This is a genomic window from Nocardia sp. NPDC004260, from assembly GCF_053603155.1.
On the sequence record NZ_JBSGEZ010000039.1, the window covers coordinates 1 to 25,004 of the forward strand.

Consider the following 25,004-nt stretch of genomic DNA (forward strand, 5'->3'; position numbering starts at 1 on the left):
CCCCCGGGGACGCCGTCTCATTTCAGTCCTCGCAGGACAAGCAACAAAAGCGTTCCCCGGAGGTCCCAGCCATGAACGAAGGTAGTGCTATCAGCATGTCCTACGCCCTCGCCGACTCGGCGACCATGCTGCGGCGCAATCTCGTGCGTGCCAAGCGCTATCCGAGCATGACCTTCGGCGTCATTGTGATGCCGACGGTGCTGTTGCTGGTGTTCAATTTCGTATTCGGTGGCGCGCTGGAGAAGTCGTCCGGCGGAAACTACATCGACTATCTCGCGCCGGGCATGCTGCTGATGATTCCGGCGTACATGACGGTCTCGGTCGCGGTGGCGGTCGCCACCGACACGACCAAGGGCATCGTGAACCGGTTCCGCACCATGGACATCGCGCAGTCGGCCATGCTGACCGGTCACGTGGTCGGCGCGCTGATCCAGGCGTTGATCGGCATCGCCGCGATGGCGGGCGTCGCACTGCTCATCGGCTTCCGCCCGAACGCGAACCCGGTCGAGTGGCTCGCCGCGTTCGCGCTGCTCGCGTCGGTGATGTTCGCGCTCACCTGGCTGTCGGTGGCGCTCGGCCTGCTCGCGCCGACCCCCGAAAGCGCGAGTAACTCGCCCTTTCCGCTGGTGATGCTGCCGTTCCTCGGCAGCGGCCTGGTCGCCACCGACACCATGCCCGCCGGTTTGCGTCAGTTCGCCGAATACCAGCCCTTCACGCCGTTCACCGAGACCATCCGTGGCCTGCTGATGGGCACCGAGATCGGCGCCAACGGCATCATCTCGCTCGCCTGGTGCGTCGGGCTCGCGGCGGTCGGGTACCTGTGGTCGTCCTCGATCTTCCGGCGGCAGACGCGCTGAACCGGTCGCCGACGCAGAAATCCCCCGCGGGCAGCGCCTGGCGGGGGATCGCTCGTTGCTCAGACCGTGCCGGTGAGCAGAACCTTCCCGGTATTCGCCGCGCGGATCTCGACCGAGCGGACCTGGTCGGGCTTGCCCTCGATGGTCTGGTCGATGGTCAGCTCGGTGCCGGGGCTCGCGGGCCACTGGCCGAGCTGTTGCTGCTGTCCGTTGACCCGGGTGGCGTACAGCACGAGATTCGGGTTGTAGGGCAACGGCTGGCCGGGGGGATAGCTGCAGGTCATCACGAGTCGCGTCTGGTCACCCGCCGGGATGAGCTTGAAGCTCGCCGAGACCGGAGTCGGCTCGACCGGCGTCATCTGACGTTCGGCGAACGCCTGCTCGCTGGTGCCCGGCCCCGGCGCGGTGTGCGTTCCGGACACCGTGACCGCGATCGGAACCGCGATCGCCACCGCGGCCGCGGCCGAGGCCAGCGCGATGCCGACCGACGTCCACCCGCTGCGTCTGCGGCGCCGCTCGGCCGCGTCGGCCAGCCGCGATGGCGGCGGAAACTCGGGCATCGGCGGTGGCGGTGGCTCCGGCGCGGCGTGCGCGGGCGGCTCGATCATCGTCGTCGCGATGTCGGCATCCACGAGGGCGAGCATGCCGGGCAAGCCCGCCAGCTCGGCCACGGCCGCCCGGCAGTCGGGGCAGCTCGAGAGATGGCTCTCGTACTGCAGACGCTCGTGGCGGGTCAGCGACCCGAGCACGTACGGGGCGTCCCACGTGCTGAAATCGTCGGTGATATCTGTCACTGGTTTGTCACCCCCATCTCCTGTAATGCCAGGCGCAAAGCGCGCATGCCGTAATGCATCCGGGACTTCACCGTGCCCGCGGGGACGTCGAGTTCCTCGGCGATCTGGTGGGTCGACAGTCCCCGGTAGTAGGCCCGCACGATCACCTCGCGATGATCGGCGCTGAGCCTGCCGAGCGCGTCGGCGACCAGCCAGCCGTCCAGCGCGCGGTCGGACTGGTCCGGGGTCGCCCGCTCGGGCGGGTTGTCGGTGCGGAACTCGCGCCTGCTGCGGGCGCTGCGGTGCTCATCCACGGCGAGATTGCGCGCCACGGTGAACAACCACGCCCGCGCCGACGTGGTGGACTGGTCCAAGACGTTCGGGCGTTGCCATGCCCGCAGCAACGTTTCCTGCACGATGTCCTCTGCCCGTCCCGGGTCCCGAACCAGGCCGAGCGTGTACCGCCACAAGGGGCTGGCGTGTTCGCGATAGAGAGCCCGCATCAATTCGGATTGATCGTCGGGCTGTCCCGTCTCGCCACGTTTCTTGCGCACAACTGGATACCTCTCCGCTCGAGTTGCGGGGCCGGTCGGTGGGCGCACCCGATGCGTCACCCATGCTTTCGCCGGTTCAGTTGTCGTGTCTCATGCCGTGTCTCCTTCGATCCTTTCGAGGAGTACACGTGCTCAGTTGCGTTCGAGTTCAATCGGGTGTGTCGCGAGCAGGGACAGCGGGAGCGGCTGGCGGCGCAGTACGTGCGCCCACAGGTCGGGGCGGCCGGTGCTGATCGGATCGGACGGCAGGGCCGATACCACGATCCAGTCGTCGTTCTCCAACTCGCCCTCCAGCTGCCCGAAGGTCCAGCCCGCGTACCCCGCGAAGATCCGGATGCCCTCGACCAGTGGGCCGACCCGCTCGGGGTCGGCGTCCAGGTCGACCAGGACGACGCGTCCGTCGATGCGGCGCAGCCCGGGGACGCCGTCGATCCGGGCGCCCACCCGGACCGTGCCCAGGCACAGCGCGGCGTCCCGTTTCACCGGTCCGCCGATGAACAGCGTGCGTGGGGCCGCGACCGCGTCGGTCCAGCGCGGCAGCACCTCGTGCACGGCCGTGTCGCTCGGGCGGTTCAGCACGACGCCGAGACTGCCCGCCTCGTTGTGCTCGATGATGTAGACGACGGTGCGCCGGAAGGTCGGCTCGACCAGTTCGGTGGCCGACACCAGCAGCGTCCCGGCACGAACCACCTGCTCACCGTGCCGGAAATCGCGTCGCCTGCGGTCGCCGTGCCCGCCGCGAGTCTTCCGATCGTCCGGGTCTTCTGCGCGTGCCACTCCGACATCATCGCAGCTGTTCGCCCACAATGCGCCTTCTGCGGCCCACTTGTGTGTTCCGGATTTGCCGAACGGGTCGCGGACCGGGCGTCGGACGTCACGTTGCGCCACCGCCGCCACATCGTAGAGTCCACGTCATGGAACTGCCCGAGGTGCGCCTCGAGAACAACGCCGCCGTGTACGACTTCTATCGCGAGCACCGCCAGAACCGTCTGAAGGCATGGGGTGCGTACGCCATTCTCGGCCGCCGCTACCATCCGCGCGTCACCTACGCCGACGGCGCGCGCGAAGCGCTCCGCACGGTGATCAGGCAGAACAGGCCGCTGCTGATCGCGATCAACCACCTTTCCGAGAGCGATCCGTACACCGTGGCGGCGGCCGCGTGGCGCAGCGGACTACGCCGGGTGATCGGCCGGGTGCGCGTGCTGGCCAAGGACGAACTGTTCACCGACCCCGATCAGCGGCGCAAGATCGACATGATGGGCGGCATCCCGGTGTTCCGTGGCAAGGACCACGGCCTTCGCGCGGTGAACGCCGCTGGACAACTCATGATGGACGTCTGCGCGGAGCGGATGGCCCGCGGTGACGGCATCGCGGTGTTCCCCGAGGGCACCTGCAACGACGTGGACCCCTCCCGCGTGCAGGCGGTGGGCAGCGGCATCGGGCACATCGCCTTCCGGGCGATGAAACTCGGCGCCGAGCCCGTGCTGGTGTCCATGGCGCTGAGCTACGGTCCGCGCGCGGACCCGGCGGTGCAGCCGACGAAGGAGGAGGCCAAGGGAGCCAGCTTCTACTTCAATGTCCCGGTGCTCGATTTGCCGCCCAGGCCCGGCGAAATCGCCCGGCTGGTGCGCACCGATCTGCAGCAGGCGCTCGACGGCGCTGTCGCGGCCTACTGAGGCAGGTTCAGCCGGTCGCGCGCCCAGTGCGGCACCATCACCAGGTATTCGGGGCGGGTCTCGATGAAGTGGTGGACCGCCCGGCACATGGGCAGCGCGCCGAGCTTGTCGTCGCGGGTGCTGTCGAGGGCGGTCTCGATCAACAGCCGCGCATAGCCCTGCCCCTCGTAGCGCGGATAGATCTCGGTGTGCACGAACGCGCGCTCGGAGGCCGTGTCCTGGTATTCGGCGTAGCCGGCGATCGCACCGTCGACGTAGATCTCGAAACGTTCCAGTGCGGTGTTGTTGCTGACCTCGGTCGACATGGCTCGACGCTACTCTGTGCGCCGGTATCCCGGTAAATCACGCTCACGGCGGGGCGGAATCCCGCCACCGACTTGTCTGTCCGGGCGGCCCTGCGCAGAATGCTCTTGGTCGGGTCCGTCGTCGCGCGCGAGCGGGCAGGCTCGGGGAGGTACCGGAATATGTTGAGGACACCGCGGGTTTCGCGGGTCGCGGCCGCCGTCGTCGCCGCGGGCCTGCTCGGTGGATCGATCGCCGCAGGCGTCGCGGACGCCGCGCCGGGAGTCGCGTTCGGCACGTGCCCCGAGGGTTCCGTGCCCGCCGATCGGGGCGTGCAGTGCGCCGTCGTGAGCGTGCCGATGAACTACGCCGACCCGGATGGCGCGAAGATCGAGCTGACGGTCAGCCGCATCGCGGCTACCGGCCAGCGGGAAGGCGTGCTGTTCGCCAATCCCGGTGGGCCGGGCGCGGATGCGCTGGACTATTGGGCGCGCCGGTTGGACGTGTTCCCCGCCGCGCTGGCCGAACATTACGACCGGATCGCCGTCCAGCCGCGCGGACTGCGTTGGGCGACACCGCTGCGATGCGGCACGAGCACGAAGAACGGGGAGGGGCAGCAGGTCTCGCTCGGCGGCGGCAACCGCGACGAGATCAAGAAAGCCTGTGACGCGGCGCAGCCCGGCTACCTGGACACCATCACCACCGAGAGCACCGCGCGCGACCTCGACGCCGTGCGTTCCGCGCTCGGCCTGGAACGGATCGGCTACCTCGGCACGTCCTACGGCACCTACCTCGGCGCGGTGTACGCGGCACTGTTCGGCGACCGCGTGGACCGGATGATCCTGGACTCCAACGTCAATCCGGACTGGGTGTGGACCGAGGAGTTCGCCCAGCAGCAGGTCGCGGGCAAACAGCGCCTGGACGATCTGTTCGCCTGGATCGCCGACCACGACGGCGAATACCACCTCGGCGACACGGCGTTGCAGGTCTACCGCACCTGGGTCCGGTTGGCCGCAGGCCAGGGCGGCGGTTGGTACGCCAACCTGACCCCGCCGCCCGCGAGCATCGCCGACCTGCCCGGCGTGCTGCCGGAGCCGTTGGCGGAGATCGCCCGGGACGGCTACACCGGCAGCGTAGAGCAACTCGGCAAACTGCAGAATTTGTTGCGCACCTTGGTGAGCGGCGGTGTTTCCGCGCAGGTGCCGTTGCTCGGCGCCACCACCGTGGCCACCTATACCCGCACCTTCTGGCCCACCTTCGCCCGCGCGATGGCCGACGCCGCTGCCGACCCGGCGAACGTGCAGCGTCTGCGGGCCATCGAGGGCGCGACCTCGACCGACCCCACCGGGCGGTTCGTGTTCAGTGCCATCACCTGTAACGAGAACGCCGTGGCAGGCAGGCCGGAACTGCTCGGCGCGGCGGCAGGCACCATCGCCTCCGGCGGCAACGCCATGGACGCGCGCGCCGACCTGGTGCGCTCGGGGATGGCCTGTGGCTACTGGAAACCCGTGACGAAACCGGTGCCGATCACGGGCGCCGGGCTGCGCACCCCGCCCCTGGTACTGCAGAGCCGCCACGACGCGCTGACCAAGTACGAAGGCGGCCCGGCCATGGCCACGGCGCTGGGCGGCGCGCTGGTCGTCGTGGACGGCGGCGACCACGGCACGTTCGGTCGCGGCAATCCGGCGGTGGACGAGGCCGTGCTCACCTACTTGCGCACCGGAAAGGTCGGCATCACACGGGCCGACGAGGCTCCGCTGCCCACACGCTGAGAGTCCGACCCCACGAAAGTGGTTCGTGATCGGTGTCCGACATCGCGAGCTGGGACTCCTGGCGGCGCGAAAGGCCGGTCGGCGGCCTCGGCTCCGAATTCGCGGCCCGGCTCCGCCTCCCGCCAGGTAGGCAACCCGCACTCGCCCCCGTGGCGGCCGAGCCTTTCGCCGGCGGCCGGTGGTCCTCACCACGGTCGCGAACTCGTCATCTCGATCGCGCCGCCGTTGTCCTCGCGCGCTGTCGATCCGGGGTCGATCGGAGCGCGGCGAGCGGCGTGCAGCTCCGAATATTCGTTCCCTGTCGACGCCGGTGCGATTCACGTCGCGCAGTTCAGCGATATCCGCCGGTCGGGACTCCGTTCACCGCTTTCGTGTGCGGACCACGCTTGTCCGAGGTCGGCGAAGGACCACGACGACGGCTGTGGCGGATGTGTCGTGGTGCGACCGGTCCGGTCGCGTCCGAGAATGTGAGGATGACACCCGCTGCGCGAGTCATCCTCGCTCCGGACAAGTTCAAGGGGTCGCTCGCCGCGCCCGAGGTGGCGGCGGCGCTGGCTGACGGTTTGCGGCGGAGCGCGCCGGACACCGAGATCCGGCAGCTGCCGGTCGCAGACGGCGGTGACGGCACGGTCGAGGCGTTCGTCGCGGCGGGTTGGGCGCGGGTGGAGGTGACCGCTCCGGGGCCGACGGGGGTTCCGCGTCGCACATCCTATGCCCGGCACGGTGCGACCGCGGTCGTCGAACTGGCGGCCGTGGTCGGACTGTCGATTCTGCCCGTGGGTCGGCTGGACCCGTTGGGCGCGAGCACATATGGGCTCGGCGTGGTGTTGGCGCATGCCATGGAGCACGGCGCGAGCGACATCGTGCTCGGTCTCGGTGGCAGCGCCTCCACCGACGGCGGCGCGGGCATGGTGCAGGCGCTCGGCGTCCGTGTCCTGGATGCCGACGGACAGGAATTGCCGAGCGGTGGAGCGGCTTTGGCCAAGGCCGCGAGTCTGGACCGCTCTGGCTTGCACCCTGGTGTCGCCGGTACGAAGATCACGCTGGCCTGTGACGTCGACAATCCGCTCCTCGGGCCGACCGGCGCGGCGGCGGTGTACGGGCCGCAGAAGGGCGCCGGGCCCGCCGAGGTCGATGTCCTCGAATCCGCTCTCGCCACTTGGGCGCAACTCGTCGGCCCAGAGTTCGCGCGGCTGCCCGGCGCGGGCGCGGCGGGCGGTACCGGTTTCGGCGCGCTCGCCGTGCTGGGCGCGCGGGTCCGCAGCGGTATCGAGGTCGTGCTCGAACTGCTCGATTTCCCCGCCCTGCTCGCTACCGCCACCCTCGTGGTCACCGGTGAGGGATCGCTCGATCGGCAGAGCTTGCACGGCAAAGCGCCGGTCGGCGTGTGCGCGGCCGCGCGTAAGGCCGACGTCCCGGTGGTAGCCGTGGCGGGCCGCACGCTGCTCACGCCCGACGAGATCCGGGCCGCGGGCTTCGCGGACTGCTACGCGCTCGCCGCTCTGGAACCCGACCCGGAACGGTCGATGGCAGAGGCGGCGTCGCTGCTCCGACGCGTCGGCGCGCGGATCGCCGACGACCGGCTGGATTAGCTCGCCGACGCCAGCGTGCCGGCGGCCAGTTGGTGCTTGTGCCGGTCGCCCCATTCCTCGAGCGGGCGCAGCGCCACGGCCAACTCCTCGCCGAGCGGCGTGAGCGAGTACTCCACTCGGGGCGGGACCTCGGGATAGACCTCGCGGTGCACCACACCGCTGGCCTCGAGCTGACGCAGGTTCTCGGCGAGCACCTTCTCACTGACTCCGTCGAGCAGCTTGCGGATCTGGCCGAAGCGCTGGGGCCCGATGCCGAGCACCCACATCAGGTGCATCTTCCACTTGCCGCCCACGACATCGATCGCGACCGTCATGCCGCACACTTCGTGATCCGCGTCACTGTTCATGCCCACCGCGCTCCTCTGACCTCGTTTCGAACCCCGAGGTAAGCAACCGCACCTCCACGTTCGGTCTTCCCGACTCTACCTGCGGGAACGACGATGAATTCCGGCGCCGAAGCAAGTAACCGACGAGAATCGAAGGGACACATCATGTCCGAACAGACCACCGCCCGCGCTGTCTCCGTCGTCGGCCTCGGGCCGATGGGGCAGGCGATGGTCCGGGCCTTCCTGGCCGCGGGCGTCGAGGTGACGGTGTGGAACCGCAGCCCCGAGAAGGCCGACGCCATGGTCGAAATCGGCGCGAAGCGCGCCGCGACCGTCGCCGCCGCTCTCGATGCCAACGAAGTCACCGTGCTCAGCCTGACCCACTACGCGGCGATGTACGACGTGCTCGGTCCGGCGACCGGCCACCTCGACGGCAAGGTGATCGCGAATCTATCCTCCGATTCGCCGGAGCAGGCCCGAAAGGGCGCGGCGTGGGTCCGCTCGCACGGCGCGCAGTTCCTCTCCGGCGGCGTCATGTCGGCGGGGGACAACATCACACATCCAGCGTCCTACATCTTCTACAGCGGCCCGCGTGCGGTGTTCGACGCCCACGCCGAGCTGCTGCGCCCCTTGAGCCCGCAGGAATACCTCGGCGCGGACGACGGCCTGGCGCAGATCTTCTACCAGGGGCTGCTGACCATCTTCCATCCCTGGTTGCTCGCCTTCGACCAGGCCACGGCGATGATCGATCGGTCGGGTCACGACGTCGCGGCGTTCGTCCCGTTCGCGATCCGCTCGGCCGCCGCATTCCCCTACTTCATGGAGGAGCACTCGGTCGCCAACAAGAACGGCGGCTGGGCGTCATTGGCCAGTCTGAAGATGATGGAGGCGGGCGCGCAGCACGTTATCGACGCGAGCGAGGAAATCGGCGTCGACGCCGTCCTCTCGCACACCGCCCAGGGGCTGTGGCGCAAGGCCATCGCCGCCAGCGAGCGGGCCGGAAAGCCTATTTCCACCTACGCCCTGCTGCGCGACCCCGCCTGACGTCGCGGAGTCGGCCGGGTCCTCGCACTGTCGGCGCGAGGACCCGACGGGGGTCTTCTGCTTTCCCAGGGTTTGATATGCAGCCTTGTGGTTGCCTATTGTGTAGATAGGCAGCCGCAAGGCTGCATGTTGGAAAGGTGAGCGATGGACGAGGTGTTTCGGGCGCTGGCCGACCCGAGCAGGCGGCGGCTGCTGGACAGCCTGAATGCCCGCAACGGGCAGACGCTGCGGGAGTTGTGCGCGGGGCTGGCGATGGCCCGCCAGTCGGTGAGCAAGCATCTCGCGGTGCTGGAGGCGGCAAATCTCATCACCACCCGGCGAAGTGGCCGGGAAAAACTGCACTACCTCAATGCCGAGCCCATCAACGCCATCGCCGAACGCTGGATCGACCGGTACGACCGCGAGCGCGTGAACGCCCTCGCCGACCTGAAGAGAGCACTGGAGGAACAATCCATGGGTGACAACGCATTCGTCTACACGACCTACATCAAGACCACCGCCGAAAAGCTCTGGCAAGCGCTGACCGATCCGGCGTTCACCAGCCGCTACTGGGGCGCGAGCTTCGACACGGACTGGCGTCCCGGATCGGAAATGACTTGGCGCCAGCAGAATTGGAGCAGCAAGGATCCCGAACAAGTCGTGCTGGAGGCCGAACCGTATCGCCGCTTGTCCTACACCTGGCACACCTTCGACCCGGCCTTCGCCGAGACGTTCGACATGAATCCCGACGACGTCGCCGCCTGGTCCCGCGAACCCCGCTCGAAAGTGACGTTCGAGCTCGAGCCTCGGGGCGAGACCGTCAAGCTGACCGTCATCCACGACGGCTTCGAACCGAACAGCCAAGTCCTCGAAGGAATCAGCACCGGCTGGCCCAGCATCCTCTCCAACCTCAAAACCCTCCTGGAAACCGGCGAACCCCTCCCGGCTCCATAGGCCTCTAGGAAACACGAAGAGAGCAGTGCTCTTGACTTTGTCGCGCCCTTCGTGGAACACTTCTCTCTATAGAGAGCAGTGCTCACAACAAGGAGTAGTCATGGACCTCAACACCCGCTACGTCGGCCCCGCCGGATTCGACGCGGTCTTCAACCGGATCGCCAACCTGCTGCCCAAGCTGGGCATCAGCGTGATGGGGTCGCGGCTGCTCGCGGTGCGCGGGCGCAAGAGCGGGGAATGGCGCACGACGATGGTGAACCTGATGGTGCGCGAGGACGGCGAGCGCTTCCTCGTCGCGCCGCGCGGGCACACGCAGTGGGTGCGCAACCTGCGCGTGGCGGGCGGGGGCGAGCTGCGGCTCGGCCGCAAGGTCGAGGTGTTCACCGCCACCGAGGTGCCCGATGCCGACAAGGTGCCGCTGCTGCGCCTCTATCTGCGGAAGTGGGGGTGGGAGGTCGGCAAGTTCTTCGAGGGCGTGACCAAGGACGCCACCGATGAGGAACTCGCCGCCATCGCGCCGGGGTTCCCGGTCTTCCAGCTGAAGTGAGCTCAGCGCGAGCGGGCCAGGAATTCGATGGCGGCGGCGTAACCCTGGATGCCCATTCCCGCGACCACGGCGGTCGCGATCGGAGAGATGTAGGAGTGGTGCCGGAACTGTTCGCGTGCGTGCACATTGCTGATGTGCACCTCGACGATCGGGAGTTCCGGGATCACCAGCGCGTCGCGGAGCGCCACCGAGGTGTGGGTGAGGCCGCCGGGGTTGATCACGATGCCCGACTCGGCGCCGCGCGCCCGGTGGATGCGATCGATCAGCGCGCCTTCGGAGTTGGACTGGAAGGCGACGATCTTCCGGTCGAACTTCGCCGCGGTCCGTTCGCACAACTCCACGACGTCCTCCAGCGTCGCCGACCCGTACACCTCCGGCTGCCTGGTGCCGAGCATGTTGAGGTTCGGGCCGTTCAGAACCAGGATCGGGCCCGGCGTCGCGTCCGCGGTCACAGCCATGCACGGCAAGATACCGCGTCACACCGCGCCGCCCGACCGGGCCCGACCGGCTACAGCCCCTGCGGGCCTTCCGAACGCAGGTCGTCGACCTTCCGCATGGCTTCGCGCAATTCCTCGAGCCACGTCTCCGCGTGTTTGCCCGCCAGTTTCACCGTCCAGGCGAGCGCGTCGGCGCGAGAACGGGCGACGCCCGCGTCGACCAAGGTGTCGAGCACCTTTCGTTCCGGCTGACGCAACCGGGTCATCACGGGCACGGCCAGGTGGGTGAACAGAATCCGTTCCCCGTCCACCGAGACGCCCCAGGCCACATTGCGCCGGTAGCGGTGCTGCGCTTCGTTCGCGATCTGCATCCGGGCGGGCCGGGTGGACTCGCGGAACCGGGCGACCGCTCCCTCCTTGGCCGCGCGGGGAACGTCTTCGGTCGAGGCTTCGGAATCGTCGGCGTCCGGCTTCTTCTCCGGCTGCGGAATCGGCAGCTCACCGATGACGACGATTTCGTCCCGGTCGATCTCGATCACCGGCGGGCCGGTGAACCAGTCGCTCGGCAATCTTCCGGCGAACCAATCGGGTACGTCCGACGGGTCCGGCAGGTCGGCTTGCTGCCAACCGCCCGTTCGTCCGAAACCCCGGCCGCGGTGTGCGTTTCTCATGGCGGGTCACCTACTTACTGTGGTGCGTTGCTTTCAGTGATTACAAGATTACGTCGCAAACTACGCGGGGGAGTTGCGCTCAGTGCGAACAAGGGTCCGGTTGCTTCGATCCGGACCCGTGGGGGTATTTATTGATACGAAACGTCGAGTCGGGTAGTAACCGCGCGACTTTTCGAGAAGGCCGGTACGGTAGCGGCGCCGGTTGCCGCCGACCGGCTGGACGATGATCATGAAAGGCCCCCCGAGATGCATGATCCCGGGGCAGAATTGGGATGCTGAGCATGGGTAACGTCCGCGCTACGGAGGCATCGCGGTCTGGTCTTTTTCGGGTACGGTGGTCTTGTTACTGGAGTGACAAGAGTGAAGAGTGGGCGACATGGACGTGTGGGGATCCCGCCGCTTTCGTGTTCGCGGCGCAATGGCACTCATGGGGGTGGCGGCGCTCGCGCTCGGGATCGGGTCGTGCGGGATACACGAGAAGCAGAATGAAGCGGAAGCGGTCGTGGAGCGCTTCACGGACCTGCTCGACGATCAGGACTACACCAAGGCGGCAGACCTGACGTCGTACCCCATCGCGGCCACAGCAACTCTGAAGCAAATGTTCGAGGGGTTGCATGGCGCCAAGGTCGACTACCGCAAGACCCAGTTCATCGGTCTGGACGCGCAGTCGGCGATCTTCAGCATGGACGTCGAGTGGAGCTTCGGCGAGCGCAAGACCTGGAATTACAGTCTCGAGGGCAACGTCCGCAAACTCGCCATCGGCTGGCGGATCTCCTGGGAACCCGCGGTCGTGATGCCGCAGCTGGCGCACAACCGGACGGTGCGGCTGGTGCGCACCTATCCGACGCCGGCGCCGCGGGTCAACGACATCGCCGGTGAACCGCTGATGACCGAGCAGACCATCAACGTCGTCAAGCTCGATCCCGCCAAGATGCCCGACCCGGTCGCGTCCACCGACGCGCTGGCGAAGGCCATCGAGCCGGTCGCGCCGCTGATCACCGGGCCTGCGCTGATGCAGCAGCTGGCCACCTCGCAGGGCAAGCCGATCATCGCGGTGAACTTGCGCGAGGGGGATTTCGCGATCCTCGAGCCGCGGATGGCGCCGATACCGGGTGTGGTGATGGAGAAGCAGCCACGGTTGATCTCCGCCGACCGCCGGGTCTGGTCGCCGATGCTGGACGCGCTGCGCAAGGTGCAGCAGGAGAGTCAGGAAGCGCATTCCGGGTGGGGCGTGCAGCTGTTCGAGCAGGACGGCCGGTTCATCACGCAACTCGCCGGTCAGCAGGGTCCACCGGGACCGGACATCGCGGGCACGATGGACCAGCGCCTGCAACGTGCCGCCGAGGACGCGGTGGTCAGCGTGCCCACGCAGGCCTCGATCGTGGCGATCCAGCCGTCCACGGGGGCGGTGGTTGCGGTCGCGCAGAACAGCCAGGCCAGTGAGCACGGCTCGGTGGCGTTCACCGGACTGTATCCGGTGGGCGGCAACATGGACCTGTTCCGCGCCGTCGCGGCGTCGGCGAAGAACAAGGCGCCGCAAGATGTCTCGGTGCAGGACGCGGCCGAGGCGGCGACCGCGCTCGGCGTCGGCATCGACTTCAAGGTGCCCGGCCTCGACGAGGTGACCGGTCGCCTGGCCATCGCGGGGCGCAGCGCCGAGCAGGTGCTCCAAGGCGGTGGTTCGGACGCCGTCCTGGCCAGCCCGTACGGCATGGCCATCGCCGCGGCCGCGATCGCGCGCGGGGCCGTGCCGCCGCCGATGATCGAGGCCGGACGCCCGAGCGCCACCGACGCCCGGCTCGACCCGCTGCCGCCGCAGACCGCCGACCGGCTGCGCGGCATGCTGCGCGACGCCACGAACGCCCCGGAACTGGCGAGCGTGCGCCGCTACCGCGACGTCGCCGCGTTCGCCGCGACCGCGGGTCCGGACGGGTGGCTGATCGGGTCGATGGGCGATCTGGCCTTCGCGATCCACATCAACGACGTGGACAGCAAGGACGCGACCGCGCGGATGGCGGCCAGGATGTTGCAGGCGCTGGCGACTCCGGAGCCGTGATCACCGCACGGCTTTGTACACCGCGCGCCAGCCGAGCAGGAACACCGCGAGCACCACACCGGCGACCAGCACGAAGCTGACCGCTGTGCCCTGACCGCTGACCACGCGCAGCAGCATGCCCCCGACCAGGGTGCACGCCCAGATCACGACTCCGGCGGGCCACAGCGGGGTGATGTCGAAGCGCCCGCCGCCCGCGGCGGCGCGCCACCGGAGCGCCACGACCAGCCAGCCGACGACCAACCCCGTCGCGAACGGCCACACGGTGCGCAGCAGCCCGGCAAGCACCGCTTCGTCGTGGCTGCGCCTGCCGATCGCGCAGAAGACGACGACGAGCAGCGCATCGACCACGAAGGGCACCAGTTTCCTCACGCGGGCCAGCGTAACGGCAGCCAGGACGCGGCTTCCGTCACAGCCGCCGCTGCTCGAACTCCTTCTCGAACTCCGCGTCGTCGGCCTGCGGTCTACGGAACAGGAACAGGAACACGATCCACCCGGCGATGGCGACCAGGATGAAGCTCACCATCCGATAGACGAACGCCGCGGCCACCGCCTGCGCGGCGGACAGGCCCGCGGCGGCGGTGAGACCGTAGATCAGCGTCGCATCGACGTAGACGATGCCGCCCGGCGCGAACGGGATCGACCCGACGGCCTTGCCCACGGCGAACGCGAGCAGCAGACCGGCGATGCGCGGATCGGCGCCGACCGCGTAACAGGCCGCGCCCAGGCAGGCCACGTCGGCGAAACGATGCATCAGCGCCCAGAGCGTGACCAAGACGCCGTCGCGCTTGCCGAGCTCAACCGACTCCAGCTGACCGAGCATGTCCTCGATCTTGGCGGCGCCGTGCTCTGGCGGGCGTTTGCGCAGCCGGTTGACCAGCGCCAGCAGGTTGCGCAGCAGCGCGTCGAGCGAGCCGGGATGGCGTGAGACGTGATTGCCCGCCCACACCAGCGCGACGACGGCGGCCAGCGAGAGGATCAGCTTCAGCGGGCCGATCTTCCCGCCGGCCAGCAGCGTGCCGCCGACGCCGAGCAGCGCCAGCCCCACCGCGGCCACCACGCCGGAGAACACCAGCTGCCAGGAGGCGACGACCGGACTGGCGCCCCAGCGTCTGGTCTGCCGGTAGGTGAACGCGGTGGAGAACACCTGGCCCGCGGGCAGGGTCACCGACATCGCCGTCGCACCGTAGACCACGGCGACGGACTTCCGCTGACTCACCGCGACGCCGCCCGCGTTGAGCAACTGCTTCTGCACCCGGCCGAATCCACTCATCGACAGCGCTTGCAGCCAGATCGCGGCCGCCAGCCAACCCCAGTGGATCTCGGTGAGTTTGCGCCAGGACTCGTGCAGCCGCGGCCAGAGGTACACGCCCTCGGCGATCAGCAGGGCCAGCAGAGCGGCGCCGAGCACCCATTTCAACCAGCGGAATCTGCCACGGCGGGGACCCGCCGTGAGCGGCGGCGCAGGATCGTCTGCTCGTTCCCCGTCGGCCGTCACGCGGTCAGCCTAACGAACGCGCCGTTTCGACATCGGTATCGTCGGGCGCGTCGGCCCGTTCTCGTGGCCAGGCCAAAAGCGTTTTCCTGCGTCTGCCGCGCAGCTGTACCTCGTCGCCGGTTTCCCACTGGTCCTGCTCGCTCTCCTCGGCGAAATACAGCGCACTGCCCGAGGCCAGCGTCCGGCCGGGACGTTCTTTGGCCAGCTCGGTGAGCCGGGACGCCTCGTTGACCGGATCTCCGATCACCGTGTACTCGAAGCGGTTGGCCGCGCCGATGTTCCCAGCGACGGCCAGTCCCGCCGAAACACCGATCCCGATGTCCAGGCCGGGAACTTCGCGCAGGGTCTCACGCAGTTCGCGCGCGGCGGCGAGCGCGGCGGTCGGCGCGTCCGGGCGGTCCAGCGGCGCGCCGAAGATGGCCAGCGCCGCGTCGCCGACGAATTTGTTGACGAAGCCGTGGTGGCGGTCGATCACGTCGACCACGATGCGAAAGAACTCGTTGAGCAGGCTCACCACCTCGGTGGGCGGCCGCTCGGCCGCGGTGGCGGTCGACCCGACCATGTCGACGAACAGCACGGCGACGAACCGAGTCTCGCCGCCGAGTTCGGTGCCGTAGTCCAGCGCCCGCTGTGCCACCTCTTCGCCGACGTGCTGACCGAACAGCTCCTGCAGCTGACGGCGCTTCGCCGCCTCCTCCATCATCCGGTTGAAGCCGACCTGCAACAGGCCGATCTCACTGCCGTCGAAGACCTCGACCTGTACGTCCCGCGCCCCGGCCTGGACCCGGTCGATGGCCTGGCTGAGCTGGCGCACCGGGTCGGAGATGCTCGAACCTGTGAGCATCGACAGCGCGAGCGCCTGCATGATCACCACGCCGCACAGCAACAGAATGGAGATGGCCAGCGACTGTGCGGAGAACTTCACGTCCGAGGAGATCTGGGTCACGCACAGCAGCACGATGGCGATGGTGGGCGCGAAGGTGCCCATGCCCCAGGTCATCCCCATCCTGGTACCGACACCGGGAGTGAGGGTGTGGTCGAAGGTGCCCTCGGTCAGCGCTTGGGCCGCCACCGGGCGGAGGATGCGCTCACCCAGCATGTAGGTGAAGCCGAACACGATGGTCGCGGCCATGCACTCGGTGACGATGACCGCGCCCGCCAGCGCGGGAGTGTCCCTGATGATCAGCGCGGCCAGCACGGCTCCGCCGGTCAGCCACAGCGCGAGGTGCAGGATCGCCTGGCGCAGCGGTGCGTGCAGCGCGGCCATCTGCTCCTGGCGGCTCGGCGGTCCGCCGCGCATCTGCCAGCGCATCACCGGGCGCAGCATCAGCGCGGACGCGGCCATGCTGAGCAGGCCGCCCGCCACGAAGACGACGGCCGGGATCAGCAGGCCGGTGCTCCTGGCACCGGTTGGCTCGCCCTCGGGGACGGGTAGTCCGTACTGGATGAAGGCCCACACCAGAACCGCGCCGAAAGCGTTCGCCAGCAGCATCGATGTCAGGTACAGCGGCCAGCGCGTTCGCATGGTCTGTTTGACCGCTTCCAGAGGCGCCGACACGGGGTCCAATCTAGCGTTCCGGTCCGGTCGGCCTGTCCGCGGCGCTGGCCGCCGGTGACGGCGGACAGGCTACGGCAGGGCCGATTAGGCGTACCTCCACCTGCGCTCCGGCCATGCGCGGGCTAAGGACGGACTACGTCCGACAGCGCCCATTAGGCTCACGGAGGTGACCGACCCGAAGCCAAGTCCAGAGCGGAAAATCACGCTGTCGCGGCCCGCCGCGGAGACGGTGCACCCGATCGTCCGGGTATCGGCGGAGTGGGCCTGGCGTCTGCTGGTGCTGTTCGCGCTGGGGCTCGCGGTCACGGCTATCGTGCAGAAGTTGGCGACCGTGGTCATCCCGCTGGCGATCGCGCTGTTGGCGGCGGCGCTGCTCGCACCGCTGGTGGACTGGATGCAGCGATTGGGTGTGCCGCGCTCGGTGGGTGTCTTCGTCGCGCTGGTCGGGTCGATCGGCGTGGTCGCGGGCATCATGACCTTCGTCGTGGAACAGTTCGTCGCCGGTGTGCCGCAGCTGTCGAACCAGTTCACCGACAGCATCCATCAGATCCAGGACTGGCTGATCAACGGCAGGCTGCATCTGAGCAACGAGCAGATCCGCAACGTGGGCGACGCGATCGTCAAGGCGATCCAGTCCAATCAGGACAGCCTGACCAGCGGGGCGCTCACCACCGCGACCGTGATCGGCGAATTGCTGACCGGCGCCTTCCTGACGCTGTTCATCCTGATCTTCTTCCTCTACGGCGGCGATCAGATCTGGGAGTTCGTCACCAGGATCGTGCCCACCGACCATCGCGAGCGGGTCCGCACCGCCGGACGGCTCGGGTTCGGCACGCTGGTCGGGTTCGTCCGCGCGACCGTCGTGGTCGCCGCGGTGGACGCCATCGGTATCGGCGCCGGGCTGGCCATTCTCGGTGTGCCCTTGGCGTTGCCGCTGGCCTCGCTGGTGTTCATCGGCGCGTTCATCCCGATCATCGGCGCGTTCCTGGCCGGATTCATCGCGGTGTTCATCGCGCTGGTGACCAAGGGGCTGGTCACCGCCCTGATCGTGCTCGGCATCATCATCGCGGTGATGCAGCTCGAGGGCCATGTGCTGCAACCGCTGCTGCTGGGGCGGGCGGTCAGCATCCATCCGCTGGCCGTGGTGCTGGCGATCACGGCGGGCGTGGTGATCGGCGGGATCGCGGGCGGTCTGCTGGCGGTGCCGTTCGTGGCGGTGATGAACACGGCGATCCGGTCGTTGCTGGAAGGCCCCGAGGAACTGTACGGGGAGCTGCAAACCGGCGAGGACCATCACGGGCTGTATTCGGCCGAACCGGATCGGCCCGAGCCCGGCCGGTTCGACGTGGCCGCGACGCTGATCGAGGCGTCCAAGAAGCAGGCCACGGAGCCGGCGCAGCGGAAGGCGGAGTCCGATGACGGCGCGCAAGCCGGCGACGGCACGGCGAAGGGCTGAGCTGCGCTCGGCCGACGTGGCGACCACACCGCTGTGGCGGGCCGCGCAGGCGCTGCGGTTGGTCACGCTGCTGTACGCGGTCGGTCAGCAGATCGCTTCGGTGCCGTACTACACGAACCAGCGGTTGAGCTGGGTCCTCATCGCGTTGATGGCGGTGTGGTCGGGCGCTTCGGCGATCATGCTGTCGCAGTGGCATTTCCCCGAAGTGGCGCGGCTGCGCACTTGGGTGGTGATCGGCGATCACGTGGTCGTGATCGGGCTGATGGCGGCGACCCGCCTGGTCGCCGACTACGACTGGTATCACGGGCACCAGACGCTGCCCACCACGCTGTGGGCCACCAACGCCGTGATCGGCGCGGCGATCCTGCGCGGACCGTTCGCGGGCGTGTTGTCCGGAGCCTTGATCGCCGCGGTGTCGCTGACGGTGCGCGATCAGTGGGGTGAGGACGTGTGGGCGGACGCGACGGTGCCGGTGCTCGTCTCGGTGGGTCTCGCACTCGGCTTGGCGGCCAACACCGCGCGCCGCGCCCAGGACCAGCTCGAGCAAGCCGTGCGCCTGACCGCGGCGGCCGAGGAGCGTGAACGGCTGTCGCGCGAGGTGCACGACGGGGTGTTGCAGGTGCTCAGCTACATCAAGCGCCGGGGCAGCGAAATCGGCGGACCCACGGAGGAATTGGCCTTGCGCGCCGGTGAGCAGGAGGTGGCGCTGCGCGTGCTGATCACCGAGCAGGCCGATCACCGGGACGCGGGCGGAGCCGAGGTCGACCTGCGGCCACTGCTGACCGCGCAGTCCACGCCGACGGTGTCGGTGTCCACGCCCGGCGATCCGGTCCGGGTCGGCCGCTGGATGGCGAACGAGATCGCCTCGGCCGTGGCCACGGCGTTGTCCAATGTGGAGCTGCACGCCGGGCCGGATGCGAGAGCATATGTGTTGCTGGAGGACACCGGCGACGAAGTGGTGATCAGCGTGCGCGACGACGGCGTCGGCATCCCGCCGGGAAGGCTGGCCGAGGCGGAAGCCGAAGGGCGCATGGGAGTTTCCCGGTCCATCGTGGGGCGGATCGCGGCCCTCGGCGGCAGTGCGGACCTGCTCACCGAGATCGACGGCGGGGTCGGGTTCGGCACCGAATGGGAATTCCGGGTGCCCAGATGAGCGAGCGTCGGCGAGGCGCGGGCACGAGCGAAGACGGAGGCGCTGATGGCGGACCAGACGGCCGGGTCCATTTCGGTGATGGTGGTGGACGACCACCCGATGTGGCGGGACGGCGTCTCCCGCGATCTCACCGAAGCCGGATTCCGGGTGACGGCCACGGCCGACGGTGTCGCCGCGGCGAGCAGGCGCGCCGGGGCGGTGCGGCCGGACGTGGTGCTGATGGACATGCAGCTGCCCGACGGCAACGGGGCACAGGCGACGGCCGAGGTGCTGCGGGTGTCGCCGCAGAGCCGGGTGCTGGTGCTCTCGGCATCGGCCGAGCGTGACGACGTGCTCGACGCCATCAAGGCGGGCGCCTCGGGTTACTTGGTCAAGAGCGCGTCGGCGGCCGAGCTCATCGACGCGGTGCGCGCCACCGCGGCCGGTCAAGCGGTGTTCACACCGGGGCTGGCCGGACTCGTGCTCGGCGAGTACCGGCGGATGGCGACCACGCCGGTGCGCCCCGACGAACCGCACCGGCCCGCCCTGACCGAGCGCGAGACCGAGGTGCTGCGGATGGTGGCGAAAGGGCTGTCCGCCAAGCAGATCGCGACGCGGCTGGGACTGAGCCACCGCACCGTGGAGAACCATGTGCAGGCGACGTTACGCAAACTCCAGCTGGCGAACCGGGTCGAATTGACTCGCTACGCCATCGAACAGGGGCTCGAGTAGTCCGGAGGATGCGCTCGAATCAGGGATCGCCCTGATGCGGTGGTGGCCGTCCGCTGGGTAACCTCGATCGCATGGGTGGGCCCGAATCGGTATCGAATGCGGTCGGCTCCGGCGGCGCGGTGGGCGACCGGGAACTGCGCGTGTCGGACGCCGAGCGGGAACACGTCGGTCAGCTGCTACAGCGCGCGGTCGGCCTCGGCATGCTCTCGCTCGGTGAGTTCACCGAGCGGATGGACACCGCGCTGGCCGCCAAGACCCGCGGCGAATTGAACGCCGTCCTCATCGATCTGCCCGGCGTCCGCCTGGTGGGGCAGCCCGCCGCGCCGCCGTCCACGTTCGTGAACTCCTCGCCCGCCTTCACCAGACCCGCGTCCGGCTCGAACGGCGCGAGCAACGTGATCCGTTCGCGGTTGTCCGGGGTGAGCCGCCGCGGCCCGTGGCAGGTGCCGCCCACCCTGTATCTGAACAACTGGTTGTCCGGGGTCACCCTGGACTTCACCGAGGCGATCATGTCGACCCAGGTGGTCGAGCTGCGGGTCGACGACTTCGCCGGTTCGATCAATCTGATCGTGCCCGCGGAGGCCACCGTCGACCTGAACGGGCTGGAGCTGATCGGTTCCAGCGTGAACAACAAGGTCCGCACCGGGCCGCCGCTCGGCGCCCTGCACCTGGTGGTGCACGGCAAGATCCGATTCGGCTCGGTCACCGCGAAGCATCCGTTCATCGCGCAGTGGCGCCGGTTGATGGGTCGCTGACCGGCTGGTCAGCCCGCCGTGGGAGTCAGGTCGAGCGTCGGGTAGTCGGTGTAGCCCTCCGCGCCGCCCACGTACATGAGATGCGCGTCGCGCACCGGGTTGAGTGGTGCGCCGGTGCGCAGCCGCTCGACCAGATCGGGGTTGGCCAGGAAGGAACGGCCCAGCGAGATCGCGTCCGCTCCGCCCGCGAGCAGGCGCTGCGCCGCTTTCCGGCCGCCGTCCTCGGGCAACGGGACGCCCCAGCCCAGATTCGGGTTGGCGATGAGGGCCCCCGGCCACAGCGCCCGAATCCGTTGAAGCAGGGGCTGATCGGGATCGGCGAAGACGTAGTGCAAGTAAGCGAGGCCCTTGCCGGCCAGCGCCGAGACTAGTGCGGGGTAGATGTTCTCGGTGTCGCCCTCATCGATGCCGTTGACGGACACGCCGGGGGAGATCCGCACGCCGACGCGCTCGGCGCCGATCGCGTCGGCGATCGCCTCGACCACCGCCACGGTGAATCGGATGCGGTTGGCCACCGACCCGCCGTAGGCGTCGGTGCGCTGGTTGGTGTTCTGCGCCAGGAATTGGTGCAGCAGGTAGCCGTTCGCGCTGTGCACCTCGACTCCGGCGAATCCCGCCGCGATCGCGTTTTCTGCCGCGGACGCGAAATCGGCAATGGTGGCTTCGATATCGGCGGTGGTCATCTCCAGCGGGACGACGGCATCCTGCGCGCCGCTGGGAGTCTGGATGGGCTCGGGTAACGGAACCGGCGAGGGCGCGACCGGGTGCAGCCCGCTGTTGTCCGGATGGCCGACCCGGCCGCCGTGCTGGAGTTGCAGGAACATTCGCCCGCCCGCCGTCGCGACGGCGCCGGTCACCGCTCGCCAGCCCGCCACGTGCGCGTCGGTGTAGATGCCGGGAATGTCGGCGTAGGTCTGGCCCACCCGGTTCGGCGTGGTCGCCTCGGCGATGATCAGGCCGGCGCTCGCGCGCTGTGCGTAGTAGGTCGCCATGATCTGGGACGGCGTGCCGTCGGCCGCGGCGCGGTTACGGGTCATCGGCGCCATCACGAGGCGGTGCGGCAGCACCAGGGAGCCGAGGGCCACGGGCTGGAAGAGAGCGGAAGCCGCTGCGTTCGTCATGCTGATACGGTAAAACTTGACAGCGATGTGAGATTCAAGCCCGAAGGCGAAAGGCCAGGTGACGGATGCGAATCGGGGAACTCGCCCAGCGCACCGGCGTGAGCGAACGGTCGCTGCGCTATTACGAGGAGCAGGGCATGCTGGCCTCCGACCGCACGGGCGGCGGTCACCGCGACTATCCGGAGCGCGCGGTGGACCGGGTCATCCACATCCAAGAGTTGCTCGCGGCAGGACTCACCAGCAAGAAGATCGCGCGAATTCTGCCCTGCATGCGCGACGCGGACGGCGGTCCCAACGAGTACGCCACGCCCGCGCTCGTCGACGAGTTGCACACCGAGCGCGAACGGATCACCCGCACCATCAATGATCTCCTGCGCTCGCGCGAGGTGCTGGACGAGGTGATCGAACGAGCCGGGGAACGACCGGCGGGCTAGGTGTTGACCCCGATCCGGCGGGCGAACGCGCGCAGCGGCACCTTGCGGTCGTGGTCGAGCAGTTCGGACACGATGTGGCGCGGCAGCGACTGGTATTTCAGCCAGTCCGCGCCGCCCACCCGTTCCGCGGTGAGCAAGGCGTCCAGCGCGCGCTGGTGCCGGCCGGTGCGGGTCAGCGCGACCGCCGTGTCGGCGAGGTGCCGCGCCCGGGATGCCTGCGGGAGACTGCCGTTGACCGGCATGTCCTTGGCCGCGGCCAGCGCCTCCGGGTAGCGCTCGGAGGAGATGTTGACATCGACCGTCTGCATGACGACCTGGGAAGGGCCGAAATAGGTCTCGTAATCCTGCCGGTCCGTGCCGATCCGCAGGGCCACCTCGCTCGCCGCCTCCACCAGGGACAGGGCGTCGTGCACGTCCTGGGCCCGGCCCGCCGCGGTCGCGCCCTGCAACACCAGCGAGCCGTAGGCGGACAGATGCGCGGGCGTGACGTCGCCGGAGGGCTCCAGGGTCGCGGCCGCGTTCAGCGCCACGCCGCGCGACTCGTCGTAGCGGCCCTGCACCAGCAACTGCCAGGCCACCGAACCGCGGATGGTGGCCAGCAGTAGGGGATCGTTGCCCAGCTCGGCGGCGGCGAGCGCCTGCCGGATGGCCAGGAACGCCGGATCGGTCTGGCCGAGATGCACCAGCGTGCATCCGGTTACCCAGTACATCCGGGCCAGCAACTCGTTGGCGGGTGCGACCGAACCGTTGCGCGCGGCGTGCACGGTGGCGCGCAGCTGGGTCAATCCCGGCGGAAGGATCGAGGTCAGCAGCTCGTAGCGGCCCGACCAGTAAGCGCCCCAAGCGTATTCGACCGAGCGCCGTCCGTCGTCGAGGCTGACCGCCTCCTCTTCCCTTGTCTCGCCGAGCAGGTCGTCTACCGGCGTCAGCGCGCGGCGGATGGCCACGATGCCCGCGTCCGGATTGGTGGACGGCACGCCTTGGCGCTTGCCGATCAGATCGGCGATATCCACGTCCAAGGCGCGCGCGATCTTCTGCAAGCTGGCGATGGAGGCGGTTTGGCGGCCACCCTGCTCGAGTTTGCGCACCAGATCCACGCTGACCCCCGCCTGATCGGCGAGCTGGCGCTGCGTGAGCGCCTTCCCGCGGAACTGGCGGATCCGAACTCCGATCGACGATTCGTCCATACCCAAGTCCTTTTGTTAAATCTGGGTTTCAGAGTACGACGCTATGTTATCTGCGACTACCGAAGTGGGACATTGCGTACGACTCGTTCGCTGCTGGTTGGAATACCGTTGCCTTTCTGCAACTTTGACTACAAAGGGCGGCGGCAATGAAAACCATGCCGAAGAACACCTTGCAGGCCGGGCGCGCCGATCGCGCGTGGCGGCCTGGTGCACAGACCACGCGACCGGCGCGCCACAGCGCGATTCGACCGGTACGCCAGGTCAGCGCTCTGCCCGCGAACGCTGGAACACGGATGCGCGACCAGCGCGGGTTGCTACCCCGAAAGCCTCTCGTTTCGACCGAATTCGGCTACTGCGATGCGGAGTAAAGCGATGTTCGAGGGCTGTCACGACCCCCATGAAGTCGCGCATCTGCTGCGGCATACCTACGGGCTTCCGGTTCAGTTGCTGGCCGGACGCCCGACGATAACCACCGGCTCCATCATGGGCGCGGTCGTCATGCCGCCGGAACTCGGTCGCAAGGTGCTCGTCCAATTGGACCGTAACCACACCGCACCCGTGATCGCCGATCCGGGCGAGCGCACGTGGACCTTTCTCGTCACGCCGCCGAGCCCAGCTCGGCCGGTCGAGGTCGCGGTCCGGCGCTGTCTCGCCGGTCACGGGGTCACCGTGGTTCCCGGCGGTCGCATCATCCTGCTCCCCAGCTCCGACTCGGCACTGGGCTGGCACTGGGCAGGCGAACCTGCGCCGGGCGTCCTGCGCATGCCGCCGCGCACCGCGGTGATCGAGGCGGTGCACGAGGTCGTCGGGTTGCGCACCCACTGACCACTCGGCGCGACCGGTCCTCATCCGACTGCTCCGGGTGAGGGCCGGTCGGGCGGGTAGAACCCGCCTGTCTACCAGGGGTAACTACTCATGCTCGCGCGCGTCGCGGTGACCAGCATGAAGTCATGACTACCTCCATCGATCCGGCGTTGCTCGCGCGTCTCTCCGGCGAGTTCACGACGCTGGGGACGCAGCTGGGCGTGCTCGGCCGGGATCTGCGTGTGCTACATGAGCAGGTCGTCGCGGATGCGGGTGTCCCGGTGCGTCCGGCCTCATCCGACACGCCGGGAGCGCCCGGGAACGAGGTACCGCGCGGGGCAGCGTCCGGCGAGGCGCGCGATTCGATCGCGCAACCGTCGGCACACGGCGAGACCGGCGGACGGGCGTTCGGCGATGCCACGGAATCCGGTGCGCCCGCACGGCCGGTTGCGGGATCGTCGAGTGGAATCGGAGGGTCTGTCAGCGGTGGGTTCGCTGGATCGTCGTCGCGTGCGGCCGATGCACACGCCAGCGGTGCGTTCACTGGGTCGTCGTCGCGTGCGGCCGATACGTTTGCCAGCGGCGGGTTCGCGGGATCGGGAAACGCGGCGTCCGGTGCGATACCACCGATTACGCCGCCCTGGCCGGGACAATCGCCGACGGCCGGTGTTCCGGTTCCCCCTCCGCAGCCCGCATACGTTCCGCGTTTCGCCCCACCGCACGGCGGTGCGTGGGGTGGCGCTCCGTGGCCGCCGAACGCGCGGGGAACGATGCCCGGAGCGGTGCCGCCTCGCCCGCCTATCCCACCGC

The 25,004-nt window shown here is 68.8% G+C and carries 26 protein-coding genes; 14 read left to right on the top strand and 12 right to left on the bottom strand.

Going from position 1 to position 25,004, the window contains the following annotated elements:
* Positions 1 to 857 (top strand): ABC transporter permease (locus ACWEO7_RS22375; protein WP_452425827.1); only part of this gene is annotated, 857 nt, incomplete at its 5' end.
* A gap of 59 nt (positions 858 to 916) precedes the next feature.
* Here ACWEO7_RS22375 and ACWEO7_RS22380 read toward each other — a convergent pair.
* The 3 genes from ACWEO7_RS22380 to ACWEO7_RS22390 form a co-directional block, all read right to left on the bottom strand.
* Positions 917 to 1,651 (bottom strand): anti-sigma factor family protein, encoded by a 735-nt coding sequence (locus ACWEO7_RS22380; RefSeq protein ID WP_452425828.1) that lies wholly within the window; start codon positions 1,649 to 1,651, stop codon positions 917 to 919.
* The gene (locus ACWEO7_RS22385; RefSeq protein WP_452425830.1) at positions 1,648 to 2,184 is read right to left on the bottom strand and encodes a sigma-70 family RNA polymerase sigma factor; all 537 of its coding nucleotides are present in this window, start codon (positions 2,182 to 2,184) and stop codon (positions 1,648 to 1,650) included. Before ACWEO7_RS22385 ends, ACWEO7_RS22380 begins: the two co-directional genes overlap by 4 nt.
* Positions 2,185 to 2,316: 132 nt before the next feature.
* Positions 2,317 to 2,961, bottom strand: coding sequence for a YqgE/AlgH family protein (locus ACWEO7_RS22390; protein ID WP_039803016.1), 645 nt, complete (start codon positions 2,959 to 2,961; stop codon positions 2,317 to 2,319).
* 137 nt (positions 2,962 to 3,098) lie between these two features.
* Between ACWEO7_RS22390 and ACWEO7_RS22395 the strand changes: the two genes are divergently transcribed.
* Positions 3,099 to 3,860 (top strand): lysophospholipid acyltransferase family protein, encoded by a 762-nt coding sequence (locus tag ACWEO7_RS22395; protein ID WP_452425832.1) that lies wholly within the window; start codon positions 3,099 to 3,101, stop codon positions 3,858 to 3,860.
* Here ACWEO7_RS22395 and ACWEO7_RS22400 read toward each other — a convergent pair.
* On the bottom strand, positions 3,854 to 4,165 hold the full coding sequence (locus ACWEO7_RS22400; RefSeq protein ID WP_355071301.1) for a GNAT family N-acetyltransferase: 312 nt from the start codon (positions 4,163 to 4,165) through the stop codon (positions 3,854 to 3,856). The two genes, ACWEO7_RS22395 and ACWEO7_RS22400, sit on opposite strands and share 7 nt — an antisense overlap.
* Before the next feature lie 159 nt (positions 4,166 to 4,324).
* Between ACWEO7_RS22400 and ACWEO7_RS22405 the strand changes: the two genes are divergently transcribed.
* Together ACWEO7_RS22405 and ACWEO7_RS22410 are read left to right on the top strand one after the other, a co-directional pair.
* Entirely contained in the window at positions 4,325 to 5,914 is a 1,590-nt protein-coding gene (locus ACWEO7_RS22405; RefSeq protein WP_452425833.1) for an alpha/beta hydrolase, read from the top strand.
* A 473-nt stretch (positions 5,915 to 6,387) separates the two neighbouring features.
* Complete coding sequence (locus ACWEO7_RS22410) at positions 6,388 to 7,506, top strand: glycerate kinase (protein WP_452425835.1); 1,119 nt, start codon at positions 6,388 to 6,390, stop codon at positions 7,504 to 7,506.
* Here the strand turns inward: ACWEO7_RS22410 and ACWEO7_RS22415 are convergent.
* Positions 7,503 to 7,853, bottom strand: a complete 351-nt coding sequence (locus ACWEO7_RS22415; protein WP_452425837.1) for a winged helix-turn-helix transcriptional regulator — start codon at positions 7,851 to 7,853, stop codon at positions 7,503 to 7,505. The genes ACWEO7_RS22410 and ACWEO7_RS22415 overlap by 4 nt on opposite strands.
* 93 nt (positions 7,854 to 7,946) lie before the next feature.
* Between ACWEO7_RS22415 and ACWEO7_RS22420 the strand changes: the two genes are divergently transcribed.
* The 3 genes from ACWEO7_RS22420 to ACWEO7_RS22430 all read left to right on the top strand — a co-directional run bounded on the left by ACWEO7_RS22420 (position 7,947) and on the right by ACWEO7_RS22430 (position 10,356).
* Positions 7,947 to 8,876, top strand: a complete 930-nt coding sequence (locus tag ACWEO7_RS22420) for an NAD(P)-dependent oxidoreductase (RefSeq protein WP_452425839.1) — start codon at positions 7,947 to 7,949, stop codon at positions 8,874 to 8,876.
* Positions 8,877 to 9,020: 144 nt separating this feature from the next.
* Positions 9,021 to 9,809, top strand: a complete 789-nt coding sequence (locus ACWEO7_RS22425) for an ArsR/SmtB family transcription factor (protein ID WP_452425840.1) — start codon at positions 9,021 to 9,023, stop codon at positions 9,807 to 9,809.
* 100 nt (positions 9,810 to 9,909) lie between these two features.
* Entirely contained in the window at positions 9,910 to 10,356 is a 447-nt protein-coding gene (locus ACWEO7_RS22430) for a nitroreductase family deazaflavin-dependent oxidoreductase (protein WP_355071310.1), read from the top strand.
* Positions 10,357 to 10,358: 2 nt separating this feature from the next.
* On the opposite strand, the gene aroQ is transcribed toward ACWEO7_RS22430, so the two are convergent.
* Complete coding sequence (gene aroQ, locus ACWEO7_RS22435) at positions 10,359 to 10,814, bottom strand: type II 3-dehydroquinate dehydratase (protein WP_452425842.1); 456 nt, start codon at positions 10,812 to 10,814, stop codon at positions 10,359 to 10,361.
* Positions 10,815 to 10,864: 50 nt separating this feature from the next.
* Entirely contained in the window at positions 10,865 to 11,464 is a 600-nt protein-coding gene (locus tag ACWEO7_RS22440; RefSeq protein WP_452425844.1) for a hypothetical protein, read from the bottom strand.
* A gap of 502 nt (positions 11,465 to 11,966) precedes the next feature.
* On the opposite strand from ACWEO7_RS22440, the gene ACWEO7_RS22445 reads away from it, so the two are divergent.
* Entirely contained in the window at positions 11,967 to 13,520 is a 1,554-nt protein-coding gene (locus ACWEO7_RS22445) for an NTF2-like N-terminal transpeptidase domain-containing protein (RefSeq protein WP_452425846.1), read from the top strand.
* Here the strand turns inward: ACWEO7_RS22445 and ACWEO7_RS22450 are convergent, their stop codons facing one another.
* From ACWEO7_RS22450 to ACWEO7_RS22460, 3 genes are read right to left on the bottom strand one after another with little or no spacing between them, the layout of a single operon-like run.
* Positions 13,521 to 13,889 (bottom strand): DUF3054 domain-containing protein, encoded by a 369-nt coding sequence (locus tag ACWEO7_RS22450; RefSeq protein WP_452425848.1) that lies wholly within the window; start codon positions 13,887 to 13,889, stop codon positions 13,521 to 13,523.
* 37 nt (positions 13,890 to 13,926) lie between these two features.
* Positions 13,927 to 15,015: a lysylphosphatidylglycerol synthase transmembrane domain-containing protein gene (locus ACWEO7_RS22455; protein ID WP_452425849.1), complete on the bottom strand. Its 1,089-nt coding sequence runs from the start codon at positions 15,013 to 15,015 to the stop codon at positions 13,927 to 13,929.
* A gap of 4 nt (positions 15,016 to 15,019) precedes the next feature.
* A complete protein-coding gene (locus ACWEO7_RS22460) occupies positions 15,020 to 16,540 on the bottom strand; it encodes an adenylate/guanylate cyclase domain-containing protein (protein ID WP_450022164.1) in 1,521 nt (506 codons plus the stop codon).
* A gap of 199 nt (positions 16,541 to 16,739) precedes the next feature.
* Between ACWEO7_RS22460 and ACWEO7_RS22465 the strand changes: the two genes are divergently transcribed.
* The 4 genes from ACWEO7_RS22465 to ACWEO7_RS22480 all read left to right on the top strand — a co-directional run bounded on the left by ACWEO7_RS22465 (position 16,740) and on the right by ACWEO7_RS22480 (position 20,648).
* A complete protein-coding gene (locus ACWEO7_RS22465; protein WP_452425851.1) occupies positions 16,740 to 18,029 on the top strand; it encodes an AI-2E family transporter in 1,290 nt (429 codons plus the stop codon).
* Entirely contained in the window at positions 17,989 to 19,182 is a 1,194-nt protein-coding gene (gene macS, locus ACWEO7_RS22470; protein ID WP_379249350.1) for a MacS family sensor histidine kinase, read from the top strand. Before ACWEO7_RS22465 ends, macS begins: the two co-directional genes overlap by 41 nt.
* Positions 19,183 to 19,227: 45 nt before the next feature.
* Positions 19,228 to 19,893 carry a response regulator gene (locus tag ACWEO7_RS22475; protein WP_450022140.1) on the top strand — a complete coding sequence of 222 codons (666 nt, stop codon included), beginning with the start codon at positions 19,228 to 19,230 and terminating at the stop codon, positions 19,891 to 19,893.
* A 71-nt stretch (positions 19,894 to 19,964) separates the two neighbouring features.
* Complete coding sequence (locus ACWEO7_RS22480) at positions 19,965 to 20,648, top strand: DUF1707 SHOCT-like domain-containing protein (protein ID WP_452425853.1); 684 nt, start codon at positions 19,965 to 19,967, stop codon at positions 20,646 to 20,648.
* Between the two features lie 8 nt (positions 20,649 to 20,656).
* On the opposite strand, the gene ACWEO7_RS22485 is transcribed toward ACWEO7_RS22480, so the two are convergent.
* Entirely contained in the window at positions 20,657 to 21,769 is a 1,113-nt protein-coding gene (locus ACWEO7_RS22485; protein WP_452425855.1) for an alkene reductase, read from the bottom strand.
* Between the two features lie 65 nt (positions 21,770 to 21,834).
* Between ACWEO7_RS22485 and ACWEO7_RS22490 the strand changes: the two genes are divergently transcribed.
* Complete coding sequence (locus ACWEO7_RS22490; RefSeq protein ID WP_452425856.1) at positions 21,835 to 22,203, top strand: MerR family transcriptional regulator; 369 nt, start codon at positions 21,835 to 21,837, stop codon at positions 22,201 to 22,203.
* Here the strand turns inward: ACWEO7_RS22490 and ACWEO7_RS22495 are convergent.
* A complete protein-coding gene (locus tag ACWEO7_RS22495) occupies positions 22,200 to 23,390 on the bottom strand; it encodes a helix-turn-helix domain-containing protein (protein WP_450022146.1) in 1,191 nt (396 codons plus the stop codon). The genes ACWEO7_RS22490 and ACWEO7_RS22495 overlap by 4 nt on opposite strands.
* Before the next feature lie 357 nt (positions 23,391 to 23,747).
* On the opposite strand from ACWEO7_RS22495, the gene ACWEO7_RS22500 reads away from it, so the two are divergent.
* Entirely contained in the window at positions 23,748 to 24,215 is a 468-nt protein-coding gene (locus tag ACWEO7_RS22500) for a hypothetical protein (protein WP_452425858.1), read from the top strand.
* The last annotated feature ends 789 nt before the right edge of the window (positions 24,216 to 25,004 follow it).